The organism is Antribacter sp. NEAU-D49, from assembly GCF_057158775.1.
In genome coordinates, this window is sequence record NZ_JBXTSN010000003.1 from 52,538 (window position 1) to 77,150 (window position 24,613).

The following is a 24,613-nucleotide window of genomic DNA, read 5'->3' on the forward strand; positions in this document are numbered from 1 at the left end:
CATGCCCGCCTGGGCCCGCTGGCTAGCGGCGCTCCTCGCGGGCCTTGGCCTCGACCGAGAGCGTGGCCCTCGGGAAGGCCTGGAGCCGCGCCTTGCCGATGGGCAGGCCCGTCATCTCACACGTGGCGTAGGTGCCGTTGCGGATCCGGTCGAGAGCGTGCTTGGTCTGGTCGAGCAGGTCGCGCATGTTGTTGACCAGGGTGAGCTCCTGCTCGCGCTCCAGCGCGCTCGAGCCCGAGTCCGCCTGGTCGTCGCCGGCACCGTCACCGGAGTTGCGGAGCAGGTCGCTCAGCTCCGCGTCAGCCGCCTTCAGCTCGCCCTCGAGCCGCTCCTTCTCCTCGAGGAGCAAGGCGGCCTGTTCCTCCGCCTCACGGAGGGTCCAGGGCTCTTCCCCGTCACGGACCGGGAAGGACTTCACGTCCCGAGCCAGGTTCGGGAACTCCTGCTTCAGGGCGGCCCGCGTGGTCGTCGAGAGCTTGGTCATGATTCCCCTCATTCATGCCCGGGATTTGGTCCCCGAAGCGTAAGCACACAAACCGGCCCGCACAACGGGACGCGCCGCCAGGGCGCGACTCGTGTGCGGGCCGGTGGGTCTGTCCGAGGGCGGAAGGCCGACCGCGAGGTGAGGCCCGGCCGGCCGTCTCCGTCCCCGGTCGGGTCAGATGCCGCCCTGCGCCATCTCGGCCGGACGGCCGGCGGGCGCGTTGCCGCGCGGCGGAAGAGCCGAGCCCCTGGCGTCCAGGTCACCGAGCAGGTTCTGCAGGAAGCTCTTCAGGCGCGTGCGGTAGTCGCGCTCGAAGAGACGGAGCTCGTCGATCTTGCGCTCCAGCAGCGACCGCTCCTGCTCCAGCTGCGACAGCGTGCGGTGCGAGGTCTCCTCGGCGTCCCGGACGATGCGGGCACCCTCCGACTTGGCCTCGGCGATGAGCCGGTCGCCCTCCTCCTGGCCCGAGCGCACGTAGTCGTCGTGCAGCTTCTGGGCCAGCTGCAGCATGCCCGTGGCCGACTCCGGCTCCGGGTGCGCAGCCTTGGGGGCGGCAGCGAGCGGGGCGGCAACCTGCTGGGGCCGCGGCGCCGCGGCCTCGCCGCGGGAGAGCTCCGCGATGCGCCGCTCGGCGGCGGCGAGCTTGGTACGCAGGCCCTCGTTCTCCTCCTGGGCCGCGCTCAAGGTCCTGACGACCTCGTCGAGGAAGTCGTCGACCTCCTCGACGTCGTAGCCCTCGCGGAACTTCGTCGCCGAGAACTTCTTGTTGAGGATGTCCTCTGCCGTCAGCAGTGCCATCGTGTCACCTCGTAGCTGTAGAGCGTCGGGAACGGGTTATCGGACGCGTCGGCGCTGCTGAGCCGCGCGTCTGCCGTCGAGAGTCCACGGTAGCGGACGTGTCCCGGACCGGACACCGGGAGCCACCGTGGACACGATTTGATCACAGACCCTGTCCGGAGGGCGTGTCAGGACGTCGCCATCCGTAGTGCCGGGATCACCAGGTTCATCATCAGCGACACCAGCAGGAAGAGCACCAGGAACGCCAGGTCGATGCGGAACTGGCCGATCGTCAGCGGCGGGATCACCCGCCGCAGTGCGCGCAGGGGCGGGTCTGTGACGGAATACACGGCCTCCGCCACCACGAGGAGCACGCCTCGGGGCCGCCACTCGCGGGCGAACACTTGCACCCAGTCGAAGACCAGGCGGCCGATGAGGAACAGGAGGAAGAGGAAGAACAGGAAGGACAGGAGGTCCCAGAACCAGGTCACGTGGACAAAACTACGCGACGGACGGGAGAGTTCCCGGCTACCGCGCGCCACCGCGCGCCGCGCCGAGGCCGGTCCCGGCAATCACCCAGGCACGACGACGGGGTGCCCGCGCGTGCGAGCACCCCGTGGCCGGAGGCCGGCAGGTCCTGGGCGGCCGGAAGCACCAGGTCCCGCGGCGTTCCCGTCAGCTCTGGTTGTAGAAGCCTCCGCGGGCGGCCGGCTTCTCCGCCACCTTCTCCTCGCCCGTGATCTCGACGTGCTCCGGCGAGAGGAGGAAGACCTTGTTGGTGACCCGCTCGATGGAGCCGTGGAGGCCGAAGATGAGGCCGGCGGAGAAGTCCACCAGCCGCTTCGCGTCCGCGTCGTCCATGTCGGACAGGTTCATGATGACGGGCGTGCCGGCGCGGAAAGCCTCGCCGATGACGCGCGCGTCGTTGTACGACCGCGGGTGCACCGTGGTGATGCGGCGCAGCTCGGAGGTCGTCAGCGGGGCCTCCCGCGTGACACCGTCCCGGTGCAGCGGCGTGACCTGGGCGTGGCGGTGGTCCTGCACGTTGTCCTCCAGGTCGTCGTACTCGTCGAAGTACTCGTCCTGCTCGCCCTGGTCGTCGGCGAGGCCCAGGTACAGCATGGTCTTGCGAAGCGCTCCGGCCATCGCTCCCAACTCCGTTCGTCGCCTGACTTCTTGCGAAGCTCACGAATCGCTGCGGATCACCCGCGGCGCTTGACAAAAGTAACCTGGCGCGATCCGGCTCCGAAGAGCGACACGCCGAGCCATGACCAACTTTGCCAAACTTGTTCAGCGAATGCCCGCTGAAATGACAAGGATGTATTTTCGCAGGTCAGGGCCCTATGCACCGAGGAGAGTCACCACCCCGGCCTGCCTGCCCGTCGTGCTGCCCGCCGCGCTCGCCCTGCGGTGGGAGTAGAACGTGGGGTCTTCCAGGGTGCACCGGCCGACGTCCACCACCGTCACCCCCCGGGTCGCGAGCTGGCCCGCGACGCCCGCCGGGAGGTCGAGCCCCGGCGTACCGGACGTCGTCGTGGACCACGTCGCCGGCACCGCCGCAGCCACCTCGTCCCGCATCGCGGCCGGCACCTCGTAGCAGCGACCGCAGACCGCGGGCCCCACCACCGCCCGCACCCGCGAGGTCTCCGCCCCCTGGGCCACCATCGCGTCGAGCGCACGCAGCACCACACCCGCGAGCACCCCCTTGCGGCCGGCGTGGGCCACGCCGGCCACCCCCGCGACCGGGTCGGCGAGAAGCACCGGCACGCAGTCCGCGACGAGCACCCCCAGCCCGAGCCCGGCCTCCGCGGTGACCAGAGCGTCGGCGTCCCCCGCCGTGGCGGGCGGCACCTCGCTCGACCACACGTCCCGCTCGGCGGCGCCGACCGTCAGCACACCGTCTCCGTGCACCTGGGTGGCGAACACCACGGGCGCCCCCGCAGCCAGCGCCACGCGCGCACGGTTCTCGCGGACCCGGCCCTCGTCGTCGGACACCCCCAGGCCCAGGTTGAGCCCGCCGCCCGGGCCCAGGGCCCAGGGCCCCGGCGAGACGCCGCCCGCGGCCGTGGTGAAGAAGGCGCGCACGCCGGGCCCGAGGTCCACGGTGTGCACCGGGACGCCCCGCGTCCTGGTACCTGCCTGGCCCTCACCGGTCTCCGTCACGCCACCGACCCTAGCGGCCCCCACCGACACTCCTCCCTCGCTCTCGACCACGCCGGACCCACGCACGAAACGGGGCCCGCCTCCTCAGAGAGAGGCGGGCCCCGCACGTCTGTGACATACCGGCCGGGTACGTCTGACCTGCTACTTCAGGAAGTCCGGCACGTCCAGGTCCTCCGCCACCGGGCGGCGCACCTCCTCGAACAGGGGCGGCACCTCGGTGGTGGTGCGCTGCCCCTCACCGAACTGCCCCTGCACCACGACGGCGGGCTCGTCGAGGCTCACCGGCACGTCGTCCGGGTCGGCCGGGATCACGCGCGGCAGCGTCGAGACGCCGGCCCCGGTGCCCGCGGCGGGCGGGAACGACGCCGGCCGGCCGTCGTGCGACGGCGGCTGCGGCACCGGCGTGCGCGCCGCGTCGCCGCTGCGGACCGCCGGGATCTGCGTGGTGGGCGGGCGCGACGCGCCCTGGACCTGGCCGAGCGCGCGCGAGTCCTTGCGGACCTGCGGGGCCCCGCCGTCGAACCCGGCGGCGATGACCGTGACCCGCACCTCGTCGCCCAGGGCGTCGTCGATGACCGTGCCGAAGATGATGTTGGCCTCGGGGTGCGCGGCCTCCTGCACCAGGCGCGCGGCCTCGTGCACCTCGAACAGGCCCAGGTCGGACCCACCCTGGATGGAGAGCAGCACACCGTGGGCGCCGTCGATCGACGCCTCGAGCAGCGGCGACGAGATAGCCAGCTCCGCGGCCTGCACCGCACGGTCCTCGCCCCGGGCAGAACCGATACCCATGAGCGCCGAGCCCGCGCCCTGCATCACGGACTTGACGTCCGCGAAGTCGAGGTTGATGAGGCCCGGCGTGGTGATCAGGTCGGTGATGCCCTGGACGCCGGAGTGCAGCACCTGGTCGGCCGAGTGGAACGCGGCGATCGCCGACACGTTGCGGTCGGACATCGACAGCAGCCGGTCGTTCGGGATGACGATCAGCGTGTCGACCTCGTTGCGGAGGTTCTCGATGCCCTGGTCGGCCTGGACGGCGCGGCGGCGGCCCTCGAACGTGAACGGCCGCGTCACGACGCCGACGGTCAGCGCGCCGAGCGAACGCGCGATGCGCGCGACGACGGGCGCGCCGCCCGTGCCCGTGCCGCCGCCCTCGCCCGCGGTGACGAAGACCATGTCCGCGCCGCGCAGCACGTCCTCGATCTCCTCGGCGTGGTCCTCGGCCGCCTTCTTGCCGACCTCGGGGTCGGCACCGGCACCCAGGCCGCGCGTCAGCTCACGGCCGACGTCGAGCTTCACGTCGGCGTCGGACATGAGGAGCGCCTGGGCGTCCGTGTTGATGGCGATGAACTCGACACCCTTGAGGCCGACCTCGATCATGCGGTTCACGGCGTTCACACCACCGCCGCCGATGCCGACCACCTTGATCACTGCCAGGTAGTTCTGCGGAGTTGCCACGTCGTTGCCTTTCGATCAGGTCGCTCGATCAGGACCGGTCCTGTCCCGACCTCTCCTGCGCTTGCGCGCCCGAAGCCTCAGGTTCAGGTAGAGGGTTAGAGTTATGTCAGGTTGCTGCTGAGTCCGACGGTAGGTGCGCCGACCCGGTGTGTCGAAGACATCGTCGCGCGTGTCGCGCAGACGCGCACCCGAGAATCACACCGATGTCATTCGGGGTGGCTCCGGACCCTCAGCGTGTGACCGGTAGCTCCGGCGAGGACACGTCCAGGATCCGCGCCTCGGGTGCCGCCGCGCGCAGCGTCTGCACCACGCGCACCTTGAGCGCGGTGCGCTCCCCGTTGCCCCAGTGGACCGCGACGCCGTCGTGCAGCGTGGTGCGGACGTCGTCCTGCGTGTCGGCGCTCACGCTCGCCACCTGCGACGACAGGTCCGGGGGCAGCGCCCCGAGCACCCGGAGCGCGGCGTCGAGTGCGAGCGTGCCACCGTCCTCCTCGATGGGCACCGCCACCACGGGCAGCGCGTCGGGCGGCTCCGGCGACTCCCCCACCTGCACCCCCTCGTCGTCGAGCAGCGCGTAGCCGCCCGGCGCCGGGACCGCGGCGACAGGCACGCGCGCGGTCAGCGTGACGTCGAGCCCGTCGGGCCACGTCCGCCCGAGCCGCACGTCCTTGACGCCGTTCAGCCGCAGGATCTGCTCGCGCAGCGCCACGGTGTCGAGCCGCGGGAGGGGCACGCCGGCCGCGTCGTCGACGACGTCGCGCACCTGCGCCACGTCCACGGTGGTGCCCTCACCCCGCACCACCACCTGCTCGGCGTCGAGAGCGAGCACCGGCGAGAAGAACGCCACCCACCCCGCTGCGCCCGCGAGCAGGAGGCCGCCCGCGATCCACAGGGCGCGGCGCAGCACGCGGTGGCGTGCCGTCGCGGCGCGCTCCGCCTCACGCTCGGCGCGGCGGTCGGCCATCCGGGTGGACACCACCCCGGGCAGCGGCGGCACGGCGCCCCCGTCGGGGACCGAGTCCCGGGTCCCCCGCGACGTACCGGAGCGAGGCGAGGACACGTCGTGGGATAGGGGCGACGAGAGGCCGGCCGGGCGCGCCACGTCACCGCGGTCCCGGGGCGGCTCGGGCGGCGCCGCCGACGTCGGTCCCTGCGCAGGGGTAGCCGTCCGGGACCAGCGCCCGGCGCCGGCCGGCCGCGTCCCGCCGGACCGCAGCTCGCCGGGCCCCACGCCGCCGGGCCGCGCATCGTCCGCGGGCACCTCCCCCTTCTGGGAGCGCCCGGTCTCCGGCGTCTCCGGAGCGGGGCGCTTCCTGGGGGCGCTCGACGGCGCAACCGACGGCCCGCCGGCACCGCTCCGCTCCGCGGGACGTGCCGGTCCCGTGGTGCGGGGCCGGGCCGGCGGGCGCATCAGGCGACGCCCCCCGAGGGGACGTGGGTGCGGGCCGCGAGGTCGGCGAGGATGACGTCGCCGAGCTCGGTCACGTCTCCGGCCCCGACGGTAAGGACCAGGTCGCCCGGCCGGGCGAGGGCGGCGACACGGTGCGCCGCCTCCAGCCGGTCCTCCACGGAGTGCGCGGGGGTGCCGCGCACCAGGTCGGTGATGGTGCGCGACGTGATCTCCGGGTCCACGTCCTCGCGGGCCTTGTAGACGCCGGTGACCACCACCTCGTCGGCCAGCGCGAGCGCCTCGGCGAAGCGGTCGGCGAAGATGCGCGTGCGCGAGTACAGGTGCGGCTGGAACAGGACGAGCAGCCGGCCCTCCCCCGCGACCGGTCGGGCCGCGTGGAGCACCGCCTCGATCTCGGTGGGGTGGTGCCCGTAGTCGTCGACCACGCGCACGCCTCCCGCCTCGCCGCGCGCCTCGAACCGGCGGCCCGTGCCGGTGAACGCCGCGGCCCCCGCGACGGCGGTGGCCGGGTCCACGCCGAGGAGCACGGCGCTCACCACGGCGGCGGTCGCGTTGAGCACGTTGTGGTCGCCGGGGACGGAGAGCCGTAGCGCGAGGGGCTCGGTGCCGAGCGGCCCGCCGCGGAGCACGGCCGTGGCGCCCGTCCCGGTCGAGGACACGTCGGCGACGCGGACGTCGGCGCCCTCCGCGGTGCCGTACGTGACCACCTGCCTGCCTGCCGCCCGGACCGTCGCCGCGACGTCGCGCGCGCCGGGGTCGTCGGAGCACGCGACCAGCCACCCGCCGGGCGCCACCCGCCCCGCGAACGCGACGAACGCGGCGGTGAAGGCCTCCTGGGTGCCGTAGTGGTCCAGGTGGTCGGGCTCCACGTTGGTGACGACCGCGACCGTGGGGGCGTAGTTGAGGAACGAGCCGTCGGACTCGTCGGCCTCCGCGACCAGCACGTCAGACGTGCCGAGGTGGCCGCCGGGGGTGGACCCGCTCGCGGTGCGGAGAGTGCTGCCGATGGCGTACGACGGGTCCAGTCCCGACTCGCGCAGCACCGCGGCCAGCATCGCGGAGGTGGTGGTCTTGCCGTGCGCGCCGGCCACCGCGACCCCGCGCGTGCCGGTCATGAGCGCGGCGAGGGCCTGCGAGCGGTGCAGCACGCGGAGCCCGGCGGCGCGCGCCGCCGCGAGCTCCGGGTTGGTCTCGCGCACGGCGCTGGAGATGACGACGGTGCCGGCGTCGGCGACGTGGGCCGCGTCGTGGCCCACCCAGACGGTGATCCCGTCGGCGCGGAGCATCTCGACGGCCGCGGAGGCCGCGGCGTCGGAGCCCTGCACGACGACGCCCCGCGCCGCGAGCAGGCGGGCGATCACGGACATGCCGGCTCCGCCGATGCCGATCATGTGGACCCGGCCGAGGTGTCCCACCTCGGGCACTGCTGAGCTCATCGTCACCTTCCGGTCGTCACGTGCACCCGCACGCGGTCTCAACGTCTGCGGACCGCCCCGCCGAGCACGGCGAGGGATCTGGCCACGACGCTACCGCGTGCGGCGAGAGCCTCCGCTGCGCCGGGCTCCGTGCGGGCGAACGAGATGACCATCCCGAGCGCCGCCATCGTGGTGATGAGGGCGGAGCCACCGGCCGAGACGAGCGGCAGCGGCACGCCGATGACCGGGAGCACGCCGATCACCACGCCGATGTTGATGAACCCCTGGCCCACCACCCAGCAGGCGACGGCCGTGGTGGCGACCTTCACGAACGGGTCCGGGTGGCGGCGTACCGTCCGGGCCATCGCGAGTCCGAGGAGAGCGAACAGGGCGAGCACCAGCAGCGTGCCGAACAGGCCGAGCTCCTCGCCGATCACCGCGAAGATGAAGTCGTTGTGGGCCTCCGGCAGGTAGCTCCACTTCTCCCGGCTGGCCCCCAGGCCCACGCCCCACACCCCGCCCGTCCCGAGGCCGTACAGGCCGTGGATGGACTGGTAGCACTCGGAGGCCGCGTCGCAGTCGGACCCGTACGTGGCGGCGATGCGCTCGATCCGGTCCTGGCCGTCCTGGTTGAGGATGAAGAAGTAGGTGACGACGAAGGCCGCGAGGGCGCTCCCGCCGGCGAGCAGCCCCAGCGGGGCACCGGCCACGAAGAACGCGCCCCCCACGAGCAGCCCGATCACCAGGGCGGTGCCGAGGTCGCGGCCGGCGAGGACCAGCCCTACCACCACGACCGCCCCCGGGACGGCCGGGACCATCACCTGGCTCCAGCTCCCGAGCAGGTGCTGCTTGCGGCCGAGCACGGCGCCCAGCCAGACCGCGAGGGCCAGCTTGGCCAGCTCGGACGGCTGGAAGCGGACAGGCCCGAACTCCAGCCAGTTCTGCTGGCCGTTGGTCTCCTGGCCCATGAAGATCACGGCCACCAGCAGCACGCAGGCGACCAGCAGCGCCGGCCAGGCGAGGCGCTTGTACCAGCGCAGCGGCAGGCGGGCGGCGACGACCAGCACCGGCAGGCCCATGAGCGCGTACTGCGCCTGCACGAGGAACGCGGCGTACGGGGAGTCGCCGTCGGCGATGGAGGTCACGGCCGAGCTGGACAGCACCATCACGAGCCCGATCACCGTCAGCAGGCCGGTGGCCCCCACGAGGAGGTAGAAGCTCGTCACCGACGAGTTCCACTGGCCGAGCCACACGCGCTCGGGCCGGCGGACCGGGAGCCGTTCGGTGAGGGTGGGCCGGGGGGGCCTCGCGGGACCCTGGGTCGTCGCCATCCGTGCCCCTTCCTCAGGCGAGCTCGCGCACCGCCTCGGCGAACTGCTCGCCCCGGTGCGCGTACGAGCGGAACTGGTCCTGCGACGCACCCGCCGGGGCCAGGAGCACGGTGTCGCCCGGCCGCGCCAGGGTCCGTGCGTGGGCCACCGCCCGGCGCATCACGGACCCAGTGTCCCCGGGATCCACCACCACGACGGGGACGTGCGGGGCGTGTCGCGCCAGCGTGTCGGCGAGCGGCGCCGGGTCGGCACCGATCAGGACGACGGCGCGCAGGCGGTCGGCCCGCGACCGCACCAGGTCGTCGTAGACGGCGCCCTTGGCGAGGCCGCCTGCGACCCACACCACCGTGCCGTGCGCAAAACCGGCGAGCGAGGCAGCCGCCGCGTGCGCGTTGGTGGCCTTCGAGTCGTTGACGTACACGACCTCGTCGAGCACCCGCACCTGCTGGATCCGGTGGTCTCCCGGCCGGAAGGCGCGCAGGCCGTCGCGGACCGCGCGGGCGCTCACGCCGTGGGCACGTGCCAGGGCGGCGGCCGCGAGAGCGTTCGCGACCACATGGCCCGGCACCACGCCGTCGGCCCCGGCGAGGTGCTGGAGGTCCGCCAGGGTGGCGAGCTCCGCGGCGTGGGTGCGGCGCGACGGGTCGTCCGCCGGGGCGTGGAACGCCCGGTCCACGAGCACGTCCTCGATGAGGCCCAGGTCGCCAGGGCCGGGCGCGCCGACGGCGAAGCCCACGGCGCGCGCCCCCTCGACCACGTCGGCCTCGAGGACGAGGGACTCGGTGCGCTTGTCGGCCGCGTTGTAGACGCAGGCCACCTGGGCACGCTCGAAGATCCGGCCCTTGTCGGACGCGTACGCGTCCAGCGAGCCGTGCCAGTCCAGGTGGTCGGGGGCGACGTTGAGCACCGCGCCCGCCTGGACCGACATGGTGTGCGTGAAGTGCAGCTGGAAGCTCGACAGCTCCACCGCGAGGACGTCGAGCGCCGGGTCGAGAGCGGCCTCGACGACGGGCCGCCCCACGTTGCCGACGGCCGCCGACCGCAGGCCCGCGGTCCGCAGGATCGCGTCGAGCATCTCGACGGTCGTGGTCTTGCCGTTGGTGCCGGTGACGGCCAGCCAGGGCGCCGGGCCGAGGCCGAGGCCCCGCTCCCCCGGTGCGCGGTCCACCCGCAGGCGCCACGCGAGCTCCACCTCGCTCCATACCGGCACGCCCGCCGCGATCGCGGCGGCCAGCAGGGGCGACGACGGCGCCCACCCGGGCGAGGCCACGACCAGGTCGCTGTCGCGCACGAGGCGAGCCGCGACGTCGTCGGACACCTCCGTGACGTCCGCGTCGGGGTTGCTCGCGTCCACCGTGACGAGCGATGCAACCCGGCCCGCCAGGGCCGCGACCACCGCGCGGCCGGAGACGCCGAGGCCAGCCACGACGACGCGGGCCTCGGCGAGGGGGACGCGCGGCTCGACGACGCCGTGCGCGGCTCCGCCGCCCGGGCCCGCGGCGGCCCCGCCCGGGGACGTCACGAGACGACCCACTCCGCGTAGAAGATCCCCATCCCGAGCGCCGCGAACAGGCCGGCCACGAGCCAGAACCGGATGACGATCGTGACCTCGGCCCAGCCCATGAGCTCGAAGTGGTGCTGCAGCGGCGCCATCTTGAACACGCGCTTGCCGGTCAGCTTGAAGGACGTGATCTGGATCGCGACCGAGGAGACGATGAGCACGAACATGCCGCCGATGACGACGGCCAGGAGCTCCGTGCGGGTCAGGATCGACAGGCCGGCGAGCGCGCCGCCGAGGGCCAGCGAACCGGTGTCACCCATGAAGATCTTCGCCGGGTTGGCGTTCCACCACAGGAAGCCGAAGCACGAGCCCATGACGGCCGCAGCCACGATGGCGAGGTCGCCCGGGTCGCGCACCTCGTAGCAGCTGGGTCCCGCGGCGGCGAGGTACTGGCACGACTGGTTGAGCTGCCAGATGCCCACCAGCACGTAGGCGCCGAAGGTGATGAGGGAGACGCCGGTGGCGAGGCCGTCGAGGCCGTCCGTGATGTTCACGGCGTTGGACCAGGCCGCCACGAGCAGGTTCGCCCAGATCACGAAGAGGATCAGGCCCACCGTCGCCCCGGCGAACGCGAGGTCGATGTCGGTGTCGCGCAGGAACGAGATCTTGGTCGACGCCGGCGTGCGCGAGTTCTCGTTCGGGAACTGCAGCGCGAGGGCGGCGAAGGAGACGCCGACCACGCCCTGGCCCACCAGCTTGGCCCGGGCCGTGAGGCCGAGGGACCGCTGCTTGCGGATCTTGGTGAAGTCGTCCAGGAAGCCGACCAGGCCCAGTCCGGTCATGAGGTACAGGCACAGCAGCGCCGAGACGCTGGGCACGCGCTGCGAGACCAGCATCGAGACCCCGTACCCGATGAGGGTCGCGGCGATGATGATCACGCCGCCCATCGTGGGGGTGCCGCGCTTGGAGAAGTGTCCCGTGGGGCCGTCCTCGCGGACGAACTGACCGTAGTTCTTGCGGATCAGGAAGCGGATGAACAGCGGCGTGCCGAACAGGGACGTGAGCAGCGCGACGCCGGCCCCGACGAGGATCGCGATCACCGGGCGACCTCCGCAGCCGACGCGGCGAGCTCGTCGCCCAGGCGCCACAGGCCGGAGCCGTTCGAGGCCTTGACCAGCACCACGTCGCCGGGGCGCAGCGCCTCGTCCAGGTAGTGGCGGGCCGACTCGACGTCGGGCACGAACACCGTCTCCTCCCCCCAGGAGCCTTCCTGGGTCGCTCCCTCGTGGATGTGGTACGCCCCGTCGCCGACGACGACGAGGAGCTTGATGTTCAGCCGGACCGCCAGGCGGCCGATCGCGTCGTGCGCGGTGCGGCTCTCGTCGCCCAGCTCGAGCATCTCGCCGAGCACCGCGACCGACCGGCGGTCGCGCCCGGCCATGACCGCGAGCGTCTTGAGCGCCGCGCGCATGGAGTCGGGGTTGGCGTTGTACGAGTCGTCGACGAGCGTCACGCCGTCGGGCCGCTCGGTGACGGCCATGCGGTGCGGGCTGTCGGCGGCGGCCTCGCTCAGACGGGAGGCGACGTCGGCCAGCGGGACACCGAGGCACAGCGCCGCGGTCGCCGCGGCCAGAGCGTTCGTGACGTGGTGCTCGCCGACGAGACGCAGGGACACGGGAGCCCGCTCCTCGCCGACGCCGGCGCGCCCCACGATCCCGGGGCCGACGCGCAGCGCGAACGACGCCCGTCCGGCCCGGTCGATCGTGATGCCCTCGGCACGCACGGCGGCGGAGGGGATGGTGCCGAAGCCGACCACCTCCACGTCCTGGGCAGCGCGGGCGGCCATGGCGGAGACGCGCACGTCGTCCACGTTGAGGACCGCCGTGCCGCCGGGCAGCACGCCCTCGACCATCTCGCCCTTGGTCCGCGCGATGGCCTCGACGTCGCCGAACACGCCCAGGTGGGCGGAGCCCACCGCCAGGACGATCCCCACCTCGGGCGGCGCGATGCCGGTCAGGTACGCGATGTTGCCCTCCCGGTCGGCGCCCATCTCGAGCACGAGGTACCGGGTGTCGCGAGTGACCCGCAGCACGGTCAGCGGCAGGCCCACCTCGTTGTTGAAGGAGCCCGCGGGCACCACCGTCTCGCCCTCCGGCGACAGCAGGCGGCCCACCAGGTCCTTCGTGGTGGTCTTGCCGACGGAGCCGGTGACGGCGACGACGCGGAGGTCACCCTCGGCGCGCACCCGCGCGAGCACGTGGCGGGCGAGCCCGCCGAGCGCGGCCTGCGGGTCGTCCACGACCACGCACGGCACGTCGAGCTCACGGGCGGCGAGGACGAGCGCCGCGCCCGCCTCGACGGCCACGGCGGCGTAGTCGTGCCCGTCGACGTGCTCGCCCGGGAGGGCGACGAAGAGGGACCCAGGCGCCACGAGGCGGGAGTCCACCACCACGGGTCCGGCGACGGCGGTCGCCGGGTCGGCCCCGTGGAGCCGTCCGCCGGTCGCTTCCGCCACCTCCTGCGCGGTGAGCTCGATCATGCCGTCGTCCTCTCGTGCTGCGCTGTGGTCGCGGGGTGGGTGGGAAGGGCGGCGCGCTCGGCCAGCGCGGCGCGCGCCTCGACCCGGTCGTCGAGCTCGTGGTCCACGCCGGCGACCTCCTGGATCGTCTCGTGGCCCCGGCCCGCCACCAGGACGGTGTCCTCGGGCCGGGCGTGGCGGACGGCCTGCCGGATGGCGTCCGAGCGCGGCGCCACCTCGAGCAGCTCCACGTCGCGGCCCGACCGGGCCAGCTCGGCGCGGGCACCGTCGAGGACGGCGGCGCGCACGGCGGCGGCGTCCTCGCCGTGCGGGTCGTCGTCGGTCACGTAGACCACGTCGGCCCCCGCCACGGCAGCGGCGCCCATGAGGGGGCGCTTGCCCGGGTCCCGGTCGCCCGTGGCGCCGAAGACCAGGGCGAGCCGGCCGGACGCCGTCGGGCGCAGGGCGTCCATCGCGAGCGCGAGCGCCTCGGTGTTGTGCGCGAAGTCCACGACGACGCGCGGCTCGGTCGAGAGCACCTCCATGCGTCCCGGCACCGTCGCGCTGAGCCCGCCGGCGGCGTCGAGCGCCGCCGCGACCTCGTCCACGCCGACGCCGCTCTCGACCACCATGACGAGGGCCAGCGCGGCGTTCGCGACGTTGTACGCGCCGGGCAGCGAGGTGGCGGTCCGCACGGACCGCCCGTCGCGGTGGGTCACGGTGAAGGCGGAGCCCGTGCCCGCGGGCGCCACGTCGGTCACCGTCCAGTCGGCCTCGGCGCCCGACGTCGCCAGGGTCACCACGGGCACGGAGGCCTCCGCCGCGAGCCGCTCGCCCCAGGCGTCGTCGACGGTGACGACGCCGCGGCGGGAGTGCTCGGGCGTGAAGAGCCGGGCCTTGGTGGCGAAGTACGACTCGAGGTCGCCGTGGAAGTCGAGGTGGTCCTGGCTCAGGTTGGTGAAGCCGGCCACGTCGAACACGACGCCGTCCACCCGGTGCTGGGCCAGCGCATGGGAGGAGACCTCCATGGCCAGGGCGCGGACCTCGTCCTCCCGCATCGCCGCGAGGAGCGCCTGGAGGTCGGCGGCCTCGGGCGTGGTGAGCCGGCTGGGGAGGACGCGGTCGCCCGAGCGCGTCTCGACGGTGCCGACGAGGCCGCCCTTCCAGCCGAGGGCGCGCACCGCGTGGTCGAGCTGGTAGGTGGTGGTCGTCTTGCCGTTGGTGCCCGTCACGCCGAAGGTCACGAGCTGTGCGGCCGGGTCGCCCAGCACCCAGGCGGCGACGTGGCCGAGGATCGCACGCGGGTCGTCGGCGACGAGCACGGGCACCTCCACACCGGCGAGCTCGGCGCCCCGCGCGTCCGTCAGGATCGCGGTGGCACCGCGGGCGACGGCGTCGGCGGCGAACTGGGCGCCGTGCGCACGGGCACCGGGCAGGGCCACGAAGAGGTCACCGTCGACGACGACACGGTTGTCGGACGCCACGCAGCTGACTGCGGCGTCCGCGGCGGGGGCGGCGAGACCGAAAGCCAGGGCGAGGTCGGTGACCCTCCGGGGTGTCACGGCAGCCGGACGGATCCGGTCGAGCGGGGATGTCACGGAGTAGAACCTACCGTCTGCCGGATGGCCCGCCGCGCCCGGGAGGCGGCGTCGTGAGCGCTCCGGAGGGTCTTCACCAGCGCCTCACGGCGTGACCATATCGAACTGTGATGACCAATTCATATGGTCTTTTCCAGGAAGTTTTCCTCCCCATTGGGGTGATTGCCACCTAGACTCCGCCTGTCCATCGGTCCGCTCTGCATGGCATCAGGGTTCGGTCACGATGCCCGGCAGAGCGCAAGCTCTCGGAGGCAGAGTTGACTCACCGCACCACGCACCGACGCCGGGCGGCCACCGCCACCGGCCTCGCCACGGCCCTCACCCTGGCCCTGACCCTCACGCAGGCCGCTGCTCTCGGCACCGCCGCCGCCGCAGCCCCCCAGCCGGACGTCGCGATCCTGCACGCGAACGACGCCCACGCCGTCAAGGACTCCTACATCGTGGTCCTCAAGGACTCGGCCGTCGGGACAGCCGAGGTCAAGGACAAGGCCAAGGGCCTTGCCGCCAAGTACCAGGGCAAGCTCAAGCGCACCTGGTCGACCGCCCTCGAGGGATTCTCCGTCGAGCTCAACGAGAAGCAGGCCCAGAAGCTCGCCGCAGACCCGGCCGTCGACTTCGTGGAGCAGAACCGCACGGTCACCCTGGCGGCGACCCAGGCCCCCACACCGTCGTGGGGCCTGGACCGCAGCGACCAGCGCGCGCTGCCCCTGAACAACTCGTACACCTACGCGAACAACGGGTCCGGGATCACCGCCTACATCATCGACACGGGCATCCTCACCACCCACACCGACTTCGGCGGCCGGGCCGTGCACGGCACCGACACCGTCGACGGCGACAGCGACGCGACCGACTGCAACGGCCACGGCACCCACGTGGCCGGCACCGTCGGCGGCACCGCCTACGGCATCGCCAAGGGCGTGCGGCTCGTGGGCGTGCGCGTCCTCGACTGCGAGGGATCGGGCACGTACGAGGGCGTCATCAGCGGCATCGACTGGGTCACCGCCGACCACGACCCGGGCGAGAAGGCCGTGGCGAACATGAGCCTCGGCGGCCCCAGCGACGCAGCCGTCAACGCCGCCGTCACCGCGTCGATCGCCGACGGCGTGACGTACGCCGTCGCCGCCGGCAACGAGACCACCGACGCCTGCACCAAGTCGCCGGCCAGCACGCCCAACGCGATCACCGTGGGCGCCACCACGAGCACCGACGCCAAGGCGTCCTACTCGAACTACGGCACGTGCCTGGACATCTTCGCGCCCGGCTCGAGCATCACGTCCGCCTGGCACACCTCGAACTCGGCGACGAACTCCATCTCCGGCACGTCGATGGCCTCCCCGCACGTGGCCGGCGCCGCCGCCCTGGTGCTCAACGCCAACCCCGCGTACACGCCCGCCCAGGTGCGGGACAAGCTCGTCGCCGACGCCACGCCCAGCGTGGTCACCAGCCCCGGTACGGGTTCGCCCAACCGTCTGCTGTTCGTCGGTAACGTCACGCCGCCCACGCAGGACTTCTCGATCTCCGTGTCGCCCGCTGCGGGCTCCGTGAACCCGGGCTCGTCCGTCACCGCGACCATCACCACGGCGACCACGGCCGGCGCCGCGCAGTCGGTCGCCCTGTCGGCGACCGGCCTGCCGTCAGGCGTCACGGCGACCTTCTCCCCCGCCACCGTCACCTCGGGCGGCACCTCCACGATGACGCTGACCGCGGCGTCGTCGGCTGCGGCGGGAACGGCGCCGGTCACCGTCAGGGGCACCGGCCCGGTCACGGCCAACACCGCGTCGTACGCGCTCACCGTCAACGGCGCCCCCGGCTGCAGCCAGGTGGCGGGCACCGACTACGCCGTCAACGACAACGCCACCATCGAGTCGCCGGTCACGATCTCGGGCTGCGCCGGCACCGCCACCCAGGCGGTGGTGGACGTCGACATCACGCACACCTACCGCGGCGACCTCGACGTGACGCTCGTCGCGCCCGACGGCTCGCTCTACGTCCTGCTCAACAACGCGGGCGGCTCGGCCGACAACGTCGACCAGTCCTTCACCGTGGCCCTCTCGGAGGTGGCCAACGGCACGTGGCGGCTGCGCGTCGCGGACACCGCGAGCGGTGACGTGGGCACGCTGACGAACTGGTCGCTCAGCCTCACCGCCGGGGGCAGCACGCCCCCGCCGGGCAGCTGCACCGGCGCCAACGGGACCGACGCCGCGATCACCGACAACGCGACGGTCAACAGCCCCGTGACGATCGCGGGCTGCGCCGGGACCAAGACGTCGGCCGTGGTGGACGTGGACATCACGCACACGTACCGGGGCGACCTCGTGGTGAGCCTCGTGGCGCCCGACGGCACCGTCTACACGCTGCTCAACCGCAGTGGCGGCTCGGCGGACAACGTCGACCAGGCCTTCACGGTCAGCCTGTCCAACGAGACCGCCAACGGCACCTGGAACCTGCGGGTCCAGGACGCCGCGAGCGGCGACGTCGGCACGCTGACGAACTGGTCGCTGACGCTCTGACGCCACGCACCTGCCGAGCCCCATAAGCCAGCGATATGGGAACTCGGTATGAACGCTTTACCTCATCTTTTCCTTACTCTTTCACCCATCCCGCCCGCCGGGCCGTCGTCCGCGACGGCCCGGCCGGGCACCCCATCCCTCTGGAGGACACGTTGACCCAGCACATCCTGCGTCGCCGTTCGTCGGCGGCCCTGGCCGTCGCCGCCCTGCTGCTCACCCCGCTCGCAGCCGGCCCGGCGGCCGCCGCGGAGCCCGACGTCACCATCCTCGGCGCCGGCTCCCCCGGCGCGATCAAGGACTCCTACATCGTCGTGCTCAAGGACGACGCCGTCGCCCGGTCCGACGTCAAGGGCAAGGCCAACGGCCTCGTCAAGGCCCACGGCGGCACGGTGGTCCAGACCTGGGACAGCGCCGTCCGCGGCTTCGAGGTGACGCTGTCCGAGGGCCAGGCGAAGAAGCTGGCCACCGACCCCGCCGTCGCGTACGTCGAGCAGAACGCGGTGGTGTCGCTCGCGGCCACCCAGTCGCCCACTCCGTCGTGGGGCCTGGACCGCATCGACCAGGCGTCGCTGCCGCTGAACAACAGCTACACGTACGCGAACAACGGCGCGGGCGTGAAGGCCTACATCGTCGACACGGGCATCCTCACCACGCACTCCGACTTCGGCGGCCGGGCGATCCACGGCTACGACTTCGTGGACAACGACGCGAACGCGACCGACTGCAACGGCCACGGCACGCACGTCGCCGGCACCGTGGGCGGGTCCGCGCACGGCGTGGCCAAGGGCGTCACCCTCGTGGGCGTCCGCGTCCTCAACTGCTCGGGCTCCGGCACGAACGCCGGCGTGATCAACGGCATCAACTGGGTCACCTCCGACCACGCCGCAGGCCAGAAGGCCGTCGCCAACATGTCGCTGGGCGGCAGCAGGTCGACGACCATCAACAACGCGGTCACGGCGGCGATCGCCGACGGCGTCACGTTCGTCGTCGCGGCGGGCAACGAGAACACCAACGCCTGCACCAAGTCGCCGGCCAGCACGCCCAACGCGATCACCGTGGGTGCCACGACGAACACCGACGCCCGGGCGTCCTACTCCAACTACGGGTCGTGCCTGGACATCTTCGCGCCCGGCTCGTCGATCAAGTCGGCCTGGCACACGTCGACGTCGGCGACCAACACGATCTCGGGTACGTCGATGGCGGCCCCGCACGTGGCCGGTGCCGCCGCCCTCGTGATCTACGCCCACCCGACGTACACGCCCGCGCAGGTGCGTGACACCCTCGTGAACCGCGCCACCTCCGGCAAGGTCACGAGCCCGGGTACGAGCTCGCCGAACAAGCTGCTGTACGTGGGCGGCGCGCTCTGACCTGACCAGCCGGTCCGCTGTGGGTATGGCTGTGGCGGGTATTCCTCGAGGAGTTCCCGCCACAGCCATACCCACACCGGACGGGGGTTCCGCGCCAGCGCCGTCCGCATTCGGCACCGGGCCCGCCCCCTGCGTGTGCAGGTGGCACGCCACGAGCCGCCCGTCCTCGGCGGCGGTAGCCACCCCCGGGCCGGTGCTCGCGAACGCCGTGGGCCGCAGGACCGGCCGGTCCGTGCGGCACACGTCCATGACGTGCGGGCAGCGGGCCGCGAAGGGGCAGCCGGGCTCCAGGGTCCGGAGGTCCGGCGGCGAGCCGGGGATGCCCGACAGCTCGCGCCGCGGGCCGTGCAGGGGCGGGAACGACCCGAGCAGCCCGTGGGAGTACGGGTGCCGCGGGCGCCGGTACACGTCGCTCGCCGCCGCCTGCTCCACGATCTCGCCCGCGTACATGATGGCGATCCGGTCGGCGACCTCCACCAGCAGCGACACGTCGTGCGTGATGAAGATGACGGAGAACCCGAGCCGGTCGCGCAGCTCCATCACCTGCTCGAGGATCTGGCGCTGCATCACCACGTCGAGCGCCGTCGTCGGCTCGTCCATGATGAGCACCTGCGGCTCCAGCGCGAGCGCCATCGCGATCATCACGCGCTGGCGCATGCCGCCGGAGAGCTGGTGCGGGAACGACCGCAGCCGGTCCGCCGGGATGCCCACCATGCTGAGGAGCTCAGCGGCCCGCTCCTCCGCCTGCGCCACGGGCATGCCCTTGCGGTGCGCGAGGATGCCGTCCACGAGCTGCCGCCCCACCCGGTACACCGGGTTGAGCGAGCTCATGGCGCCCTGGAACACGATCGCGATGTCCTGCCAGCGGGTGCTGCGCAGCTCCGCGTCCGTGAGGCCGAGCAGGTCGGCCCGCTTCCCGTCCCGGCCCGTGAGCAGCACCTCGCCGCTCGTGATGATGCCGGGCGGGGCCAGCAGACGGGTCGCCGCGTAGGCGAGCGTCGACTTGCCGCAGCCCGACTCCCCCGCGAGCCCCAGCACCTCGCCCCGGTTCAGCGTGAGCGACACGTTGCGCAGCACGTGCGTGGGGTCGTCGCCGTAGCCGTAGTCCACCGACAGGTCGCGGATCTCGAGCACCGGGTCCGCCGTCGTCGTCTTGGCGCTCAGGGCGCTCATGGCCTTCCCTCCCGCACGACCGGCGTGAAGCCCACCCGCGGGCGGATGCCCCGGCGGCGCAGGGACCGCGCGTGCAGGCCGGTCGACCGCAGGCGGGGGTTGACGAACTCGTCGATGCCGAAGTTGACCAGCGCGAGCGCCATGCCGAGCAGGGCGATGCACGCGCCGGCGGGGACGAACCACCACCAGGCGCCGCGCTGCAGCGCCATGTTGTTCTGCGCCCAGAACAGGATGGTGCCCCAGTTCCACTCGCTGACCGGCGTGATACCGATGAACGAGAGCGTCACCTGGGACAGCACCGCGAACGTCACCGTGCCGACGAACCCGGACGCGATGACCGCCGACAGGTTCGGCAGCACCTCGGCCAGGACGAGCCGCCAGGTGCGCTCGCCGTTCGCGCGGGCCGCCTCGACGAAGTCGCGCTTGCGGAGCGAGAGGGTCTGGGCGCGCAGGACGCGGGCGCCCCACGCCCAGCCGGTGGCGCCGATGACGAGCGCCACGGTCATGCCGCCCGCGCTCGGCAGCTGGGCCGCGATGATGATGATGAGCGGGAGCTGCGGGATCACGAGGAACACGTTCGACAGCGCCGACAGCGTCTCGTCCCCCACCCCGCCCACGAAGCCCGCGGTGACGCCCACCAGGACGCCCACCACGGTGGCGCTCACGCCGGCCACCAGGCCGACGACCATCACGCCCCGCGTGCCCACGATGATCTGCGACAGGATGTCGCGCCCCGTGTGGTCGGTGCCGAGCCAGTGCGCCGGTGAGGGCGCCTGCAGCAGGTCGGCGCTCACCTGGTTGGGGTCGTAGGGGGTCACCCACGGCCCCACCACGGCGAGCACCGCGAAGAACACGAGGATCCCCAGGCCCGTCAGGGCCTTGGTGTTCCGCAGGAACAGCAGGCGCTGCGGTCTGCGCTTCTTGGGTCCGACGGCGGTCGCGCGCACCTCGGGCAGGGGCGTCGCCTCTCCCGTGGTGAGGGTGGTCGTGGTCGCCATGTCAGTCCTCCTTCCGGGTGCGCGGGTCGAGCGCCACGTAGGCGAAGTCGGCGATGATGTTGGCGACCAGCACCGACAGCGTGATGACGAGGAAGCAGCCCTGCATCAGCGGGTAGTCGTGCGTGGAGACCGCCTGGTACAGCGTGTAGCCGATGCCCTGGTAGGAGAAGACCATCTCCATGATCAGCGTGCCGCCCACCACGAAGCCGAGGGACAGCGCGAAGCTGGACACCTGCGGCAGGATCGCGTTCCGGGCGGCGTAGCCCAGCACCACCTGGCGGCTGGGGAGGCCCTTGGCGTGGGCGACCGTCACGTAGTCCTCGGAGGACACCGTGACCATCATGTTGCGCATGCCGAGGATCCAGCCCGCCACCGACGACAGCACCACGGTGAGCGCCGGCAGGAAGCCGTAGTACACGACCGAGCCGATGAACTCCCCGGTGAACGCCGGCACCAGGCCGCGGTCGTAGCTGCCGTTGGACGGGAACCACCGCAGGTTCACGGCGAACACCGTGATGGTGATGAGGCCCACCCAGAAGTACGGCACGGCCGAGAAGAACGTGGCGACGGGCAGGATGCCGTCGGCCCACGTGCCCCGGCGCCAGCCGATGGCGACGCCCACGAGCGTGCCGAGGACGAACGCGATGATCGTCGCCACGCCCACGAGCCCGACGGTCCACGGCAGGGACTGGCCCACGATGTCGGCCACGGGCGTGGGGAAGTGCGTGAACGACAGGCCCAGGTCGCCCCGGAAGAGCATCGCCCAGTAGGCGGTGTACTGCTCCCAGAGGCTCAGGTCCTGGTCCAGGCCGAACAGGACGCGCAGCGACTGCTCCGCGTTCGAGTCGATACGGCCCTGCATGCGGCCCATGAGGGCCGTCACGGGGTCGCCCGGGAGCAGGCGCGGCACGATGAAGTTGAGGGTGATCGCGGCCCACGCGGTCAGGGCGTAGAACGCGATCCTCCGCAGGAGGAATTTCACGAGGCGGCCTCCTTCCCGGGGGCGGCGGTGCGGTGGCCCGCCGTCGCCAGGTCGAGCACCGGCCGGTCCGGCCGGTCGGAGTAGGCCCAGCAGGCCGCGGAGCGGCCGGGTCCCACGTCGAACAGCTCGGGCACCTCGGCGCGGCACAGGTCGGTCGCGAACGGGCACCTCGGGTTGAACCGGCAGCCCGACGGCGGGTCGATGAGGCTGGGCGGCTCGCCGGGCACCTGCTTGGCGCTCAGGTCGCCACCCGATCCCGACAGGTCGTCGGGGTCCGGCGCCGACGCGACGAGCAGCCGCGTGTACGGGTGCTTGGGGTCCTGGGTGACCGACTCGCTGTCGCCCGCCTCCATGACCCGGCCCGCGTACAGCACCATCGTGCGGTCGGCGAAGTAGCGGGCCGACGCGATGTCGTGCGTGATGTACAGGATCGCGATGCCGAGGCGGTCGCGGAGGTCCTTCAGGAGGTTGAGGATGCCGAGGCGGATGGACACGTCGAGCATCGAGATCGGCTCGTCGGCCAGGAGCACCTCGGGGTCGGCGGCGAGCGCGCGGGCGATCGCCACGCGCTGGCGCTGACCGCCCGAGAGCTCGTGCGGGTACGCGTCGACGTAGCGCTCCGCCGGGGTGAGGTGCACCCGCTCGAGCAGCTCGGTCAGGGCGTCCTCGAGGGCGGCGCCCGTGAGGTGGCCGCGGTGGATCCGGACGCTGCGGGTGAGCGTGTACCGGATCGGGTGCACCGGGTTCAGGGAGCCGAACGGGTCCTGGAAGATCATCTGGACCCGGCGGACGTAGCGGCGGAACGCGCGGCGGCCGCGCACCTGCACCGCGGCGCCGTCGAGCTCGATCGACCCGGAGGTGACGGGCATGAGGCCGGCGAGCAGCCGTGCGATGGTGGACTTGCCGGAGCCGGACTCGCCGACCACGGCGAGCACGCTGCCGCGGCGGAGCTCGAGGTCCACGCCGTCGAGCGCGTGCACCACCTTGCGGCTGCGGAGGCCACCGACCGCGAAGTGCTTCGTGAGGCCGCGGGTGGCGAGGACGGGCGGGCCGTCGTGCGCCGCGCCGCGGGGTTCGGGGGGCGCCCCCGAGGCGCCGGCCGGAGCGGAGTCCGCCGGCACCTCGGGAGCGTGTCGAGCGTCGTTCACCTGGTCACCCGTTCGCGGGCTCGAGGTTCATGACGATCTGGACGGCCTGCGGCCCCGTGGGCTGCGGCTGGTTGTACGGGTCGTCCTCGGACGGCCAGCCCACGTAGCTCTGCGTGGAGAACTGGGCCGTCGCCGGACGGGACCAGATCGCGATGGCGGGCACCTCCTCGACGAACACCTTCTGCACGGTGTCCATCGCGGTCTTGCGGGCCGCGTCGTCGGTCGCGCTGGCGTACGCCGCGAGCGCCGTCGTGACCTCCTCGTTCTGGAAGCGGCCGAAGTTCCAGTTGGCAGCCTCACCGAGCGGCTTGTACTGCGCGCCGTCCATGATGTTGGAGTACATGTCCCAGGGGGTCGCGCCGCCGTCGGTCCAGTGCAGCGTGGCCTGGAACTCGCCCGGGGGGATGACGTCGGCGAACCAGCCGTCGGCGTTCACCGGGTTGACGGTGGCGGCCGCGCCGAGCTCGGACGCCGCGTTCTTGATGAGGTCGAGCGCGGTGAGGTAGTCGTTCCAGCCGGCCGGGTTGGTCAGCTCGAAGGTGACGGGCTCGCCGTCCGGGTCGACGAGCGCGTCGCCGTCCCAGGTGTAGCCGGCGCCCTCGAGGAGCGCGCGGGCGCCCTCGACGTCGACCTCGTACTCGGCGTCGGCGTACTCGGCGGAGAGGAACTCCTCACCGGCGGGCAGCGGCAGCCCGGTGACGCTGGTCAGCGGGGGGTTCACGCCCGAGGTAGCGATGTCCACGAGCTCCTGGCGGTCGATCACCATGTTGAGCGCCTGCCGGAAGACCTTGTTGTTGAACGGCTTGGTCTCGTTGTTCAGGTAGAGCACGTCGATGCCGAGGCCGGCTGCGGCGTACTGGTTGTAGTGCTCCGGGTCCTGGGCGATGTAGACCTCTTCGTAGTCCGCGATGAAGGTCCAGCCCCACTGCACCTCACCGGTGGTGAGGGCGGTCGTGAGGGCGTTGTTGTCGTTGTACGACGAGTAGCGGATCTCGGGGACCTGCGGCTCGCCGCCCCAGTAGTCGTCGCGGGCCACGACGGTGGCGGCCTGCGGGGTCCAGGAGTCGAGCGTGTACGGGCCGGTACCCACGGGCTCGGTGTTCGTGAACGTGGTCGGGTCGTCCACGTCCTTCCAGATGTGCTCCGGCACGACCAGCAGCTTGTAGAGCTTGGACTGGTTCACGAACTGCGACGCCTCGAAGCCGACGGTCACGGTGCTGCCGTCGGTCGTGATCTCGCCGTACGGGAGGGCCGTCGTGTTCAGCGCCTCGAAGTCCTTGCGGAGCTGGATCGAGAACGCGATGTCCTCGGCCGTGAACTCCTCGCCGTCCGACCACGTGACGCCCTCGCGGGGCGTGATGACGGCCTCGGTGAAGTCCTCGTTCCACTCGATGCTGTCGGCGAGCCAGGGCTTCGGCTCCTCCGACGGGCGGGCGTCGTTGACCATCATGAGCGGCTCGTAGATCACGAACGCGTAGCCGAGCGAGAGCGCCGACGAACCGGTGGCGAACGGGCTCTGGTTCTCGGTCTGCACGCCGTTCGGCATGCCGACGGTGAGCGTGGCGCTGTCGTCACCGCCGGTGGCGGTCTGACCGCCGCCGCCGCTGCAGGCAGCGGCCAGCAGCGCGACCACGGCGGCGCCTGCCACCGCGGCGATGTGCTTGCGGATCCTCACGTGTGCCTCCTTGCACGGTCCCGACGGGCGGGACGTCTTCCTTGACTTGTGGTCGCCCCGACGGATTGTCCTCGCGGGCGGGTACTGCGGGGTACTGCGACGGG

The 24,613-nt window shown here is 72.6% G+C and carries 19 protein-coding genes and 1 pseudogene; 2 read left to right on the forward strand and 18 right to left on the reverse strand.

Annotated features, from left to right (window positions below; genetic code table 11):
• Positions 1-22 precede the first annotated feature (22 nt).
• From AC060K_RS03620 to AC060K_RS03680, 13 genes are all read right to left on the reverse strand, one after another.
• Complete coding sequence (locus AC060K_RS03620) at positions 23-484, reverse strand: TraR/DksA family transcriptional regulator (protein WP_483764095.1); 462 nt, start codon at positions 482-484, stop codon at positions 23-25.
• A 174-nt stretch (positions 485-658) separates the two neighbouring features.
• A complete protein-coding gene (locus tag AC060K_RS03625; protein ID WP_483764096.1) occupies positions 659-1,282 on the reverse strand; it encodes a DivIVA domain-containing protein in 624 nt (207 codons plus the stop codon).
• Between the two features lie 167 nt (positions 1,283-1,449).
• The gene (locus tag AC060K_RS03630) at positions 1,450-1,752 is read right to left on the reverse strand and encodes a YggT family protein (RefSeq protein WP_483764097.1); all 303 of its coding nucleotides are present in this window, start codon (positions 1,750-1,752) and stop codon (positions 1,450-1,452) included.
• A gap of 184 nt (positions 1,753-1,936) precedes the next feature.
• Positions 1,937-2,407: a cell division protein SepF gene (locus AC060K_RS03635; protein WP_483764098.1), complete on the reverse strand. Its 471-nt coding sequence runs from the start codon at positions 2,405-2,407 to the stop codon at positions 1,937-1,939.
• Between the two features lie 195 nt (positions 2,408-2,602).
• The gene (gene pgeF / locus AC060K_RS03640) at positions 2,603-3,424 is read right to left on the reverse strand and encodes a peptidoglycan editing factor PgeF (RefSeq protein WP_483764099.1); all 822 of its coding nucleotides are present in this window, start codon (positions 3,422-3,424) and stop codon (positions 2,603-2,605) included.
• Between the two features lie 141 nt (positions 3,425-3,565).
• Complete coding sequence (gene ftsZ, locus AC060K_RS03645; RefSeq protein ID WP_483764100.1) at positions 3,566-4,879, reverse strand: cell division protein FtsZ; 1,314 nt, start codon at positions 4,877-4,879, stop codon at positions 3,566-3,568.
• Positions 4,880-5,108: 229 nt separating this feature from the next.
• Positions 5,109-6,140, reverse strand: a complete 1,032-nt coding sequence (locus AC060K_RS03650; RefSeq protein WP_483764101.1) for a cell division protein FtsQ/DivIB — start codon at positions 6,138-6,140, stop codon at positions 5,109-5,111.
• Between the two features lie 149 nt (positions 6,141-6,289).
• Complete coding sequence (murC, locus tag AC060K_RS03655) at positions 6,290-7,726, reverse strand: UDP-N-acetylmuramate--L-alanine ligase (RefSeq protein ID WP_483764102.1); 1,437 nt, start codon at positions 7,724-7,726, stop codon at positions 6,290-6,292.
• Positions 7,727-7,764: 38 nt separating this feature from the next.
• On the reverse strand, positions 7,765-9,036 hold the full coding sequence (gene ftsW, locus AC060K_RS03660) for a putative lipid II flippase FtsW (protein WP_483764103.1): 1,272 nt from the start codon (positions 9,034-9,036) through the stop codon (positions 7,765-7,767).
• A gap of 13 nt (positions 9,037-9,049) precedes the next feature.
• Positions 9,050-10,558: a UDP-N-acetylmuramoyl-L-alanine--D-glutamate ligase gene (gene murD, locus AC060K_RS03665; protein ID WP_483764104.1), complete on the reverse strand. Its 1,509-nt coding sequence runs from the start codon at positions 10,556-10,558 to the stop codon at positions 9,050-9,052.
• Positions 10,555-11,637 (reverse strand): phospho-N-acetylmuramoyl-pentapeptide-transferase, encoded by a 1,083-nt coding sequence (gene mraY, locus AC060K_RS03670; RefSeq protein WP_483764105.1) that lies wholly within the window; start codon positions 11,635-11,637, stop codon positions 10,555-10,557. The genes murD and mraY overlap by 4 nt, the downstream gene beginning before the upstream one ends.
• A complete protein-coding gene (locus AC060K_RS03675; protein ID WP_483764106.1) occupies positions 11,634-13,076 on the reverse strand; it encodes a UDP-N-acetylmuramoyl-tripeptide--D-alanyl-D-alanine ligase in 1,443 nt (480 codons plus the stop codon). Before AC060K_RS03675 ends, mraY begins: the two co-directional genes overlap by 4 nt.
• The gene (locus tag AC060K_RS03680; RefSeq protein ID WP_483764107.1) at positions 13,073-14,653 is read right to left on the reverse strand and encodes a UDP-N-acetylmuramoyl-L-alanyl-D-glutamate--2,6-diaminopimelate ligase; all 1,581 of its coding nucleotides are present in this window, start codon (positions 14,651-14,653) and stop codon (positions 13,073-13,075) included. Before AC060K_RS03680 ends, AC060K_RS03675 begins: the two co-directional genes overlap by 4 nt.
• Before the next feature lie 257 nt (positions 14,654-14,910).
• On the opposite strand from AC060K_RS03680, the gene AC060K_RS03685 reads away from it, so the two are divergent.
• Positions 14,911-17,166, forward strand: coding sequence for a S8 family peptidase (locus AC060K_RS03685; protein ID WP_483764108.1), 2,256 nt, complete (start codon positions 14,911-14,913; stop codon positions 17,164-17,166).
• 152 nt (positions 17,167-17,318) lie between these two features.
• Positions 17,319-18,533 (forward strand): S8 family peptidase, encoded by a 1,215-nt coding sequence (locus AC060K_RS03690; protein ID WP_483764109.1) that lies wholly within the window; start codon positions 17,319-17,321, stop codon positions 18,531-18,533.
• Between the two features lie 273 nt (positions 18,534-18,806).
• Here the strand turns inward: AC060K_RS03690 and AC060K_RS03695 are convergent.
• From AC060K_RS03695 to AC060K_RS03715, 5 genes and pseudogenes are all read right to left on the reverse strand, one after another.
• Positions 18,807-19,706: pseudogene (locus AC060K_RS03695) on the reverse strand (ABC transporter ATP-binding protein); the annotation flags it as partial.
• Complete coding sequence (locus tag AC060K_RS03700) at positions 19,703-20,704, reverse strand: ABC transporter permease (protein WP_483764110.1); 1,002 nt, start codon at positions 20,702-20,704, stop codon at positions 19,703-19,705. The gene AC060K_RS03700 and the pseudogene AC060K_RS03695, both read right to left, overlap by 4 nt.
• Before the next feature lies 1 nt (position 20,705).
• A complete protein-coding gene (locus tag AC060K_RS03705) occupies positions 20,706-21,686 on the reverse strand; it encodes an ABC transporter permease (RefSeq protein WP_483764111.1) in 981 nt (326 codons plus the stop codon).
• Positions 21,683-22,834 carry an ABC transporter ATP-binding protein gene (locus AC060K_RS03710; protein WP_483764112.1) on the reverse strand — a complete coding sequence of 384 codons (1,152 nt, stop codon included), beginning with the start codon at positions 22,832-22,834 and terminating at the stop codon, positions 21,683-21,685. Before AC060K_RS03710 ends, AC060K_RS03705 begins: the two co-directional genes overlap by 4 nt.
• Positions 22,835-22,838: 4 nt before the next feature.
• Positions 22,839-24,509: an ABC transporter substrate-binding protein gene (locus AC060K_RS03715; RefSeq protein WP_483764113.1), complete on the reverse strand. Its 1,671-nt coding sequence runs from the start codon at positions 24,507-24,509 to the stop codon at positions 22,839-22,841.
• Positions 24,510-24,613: the final 104 nt, after the last annotated feature.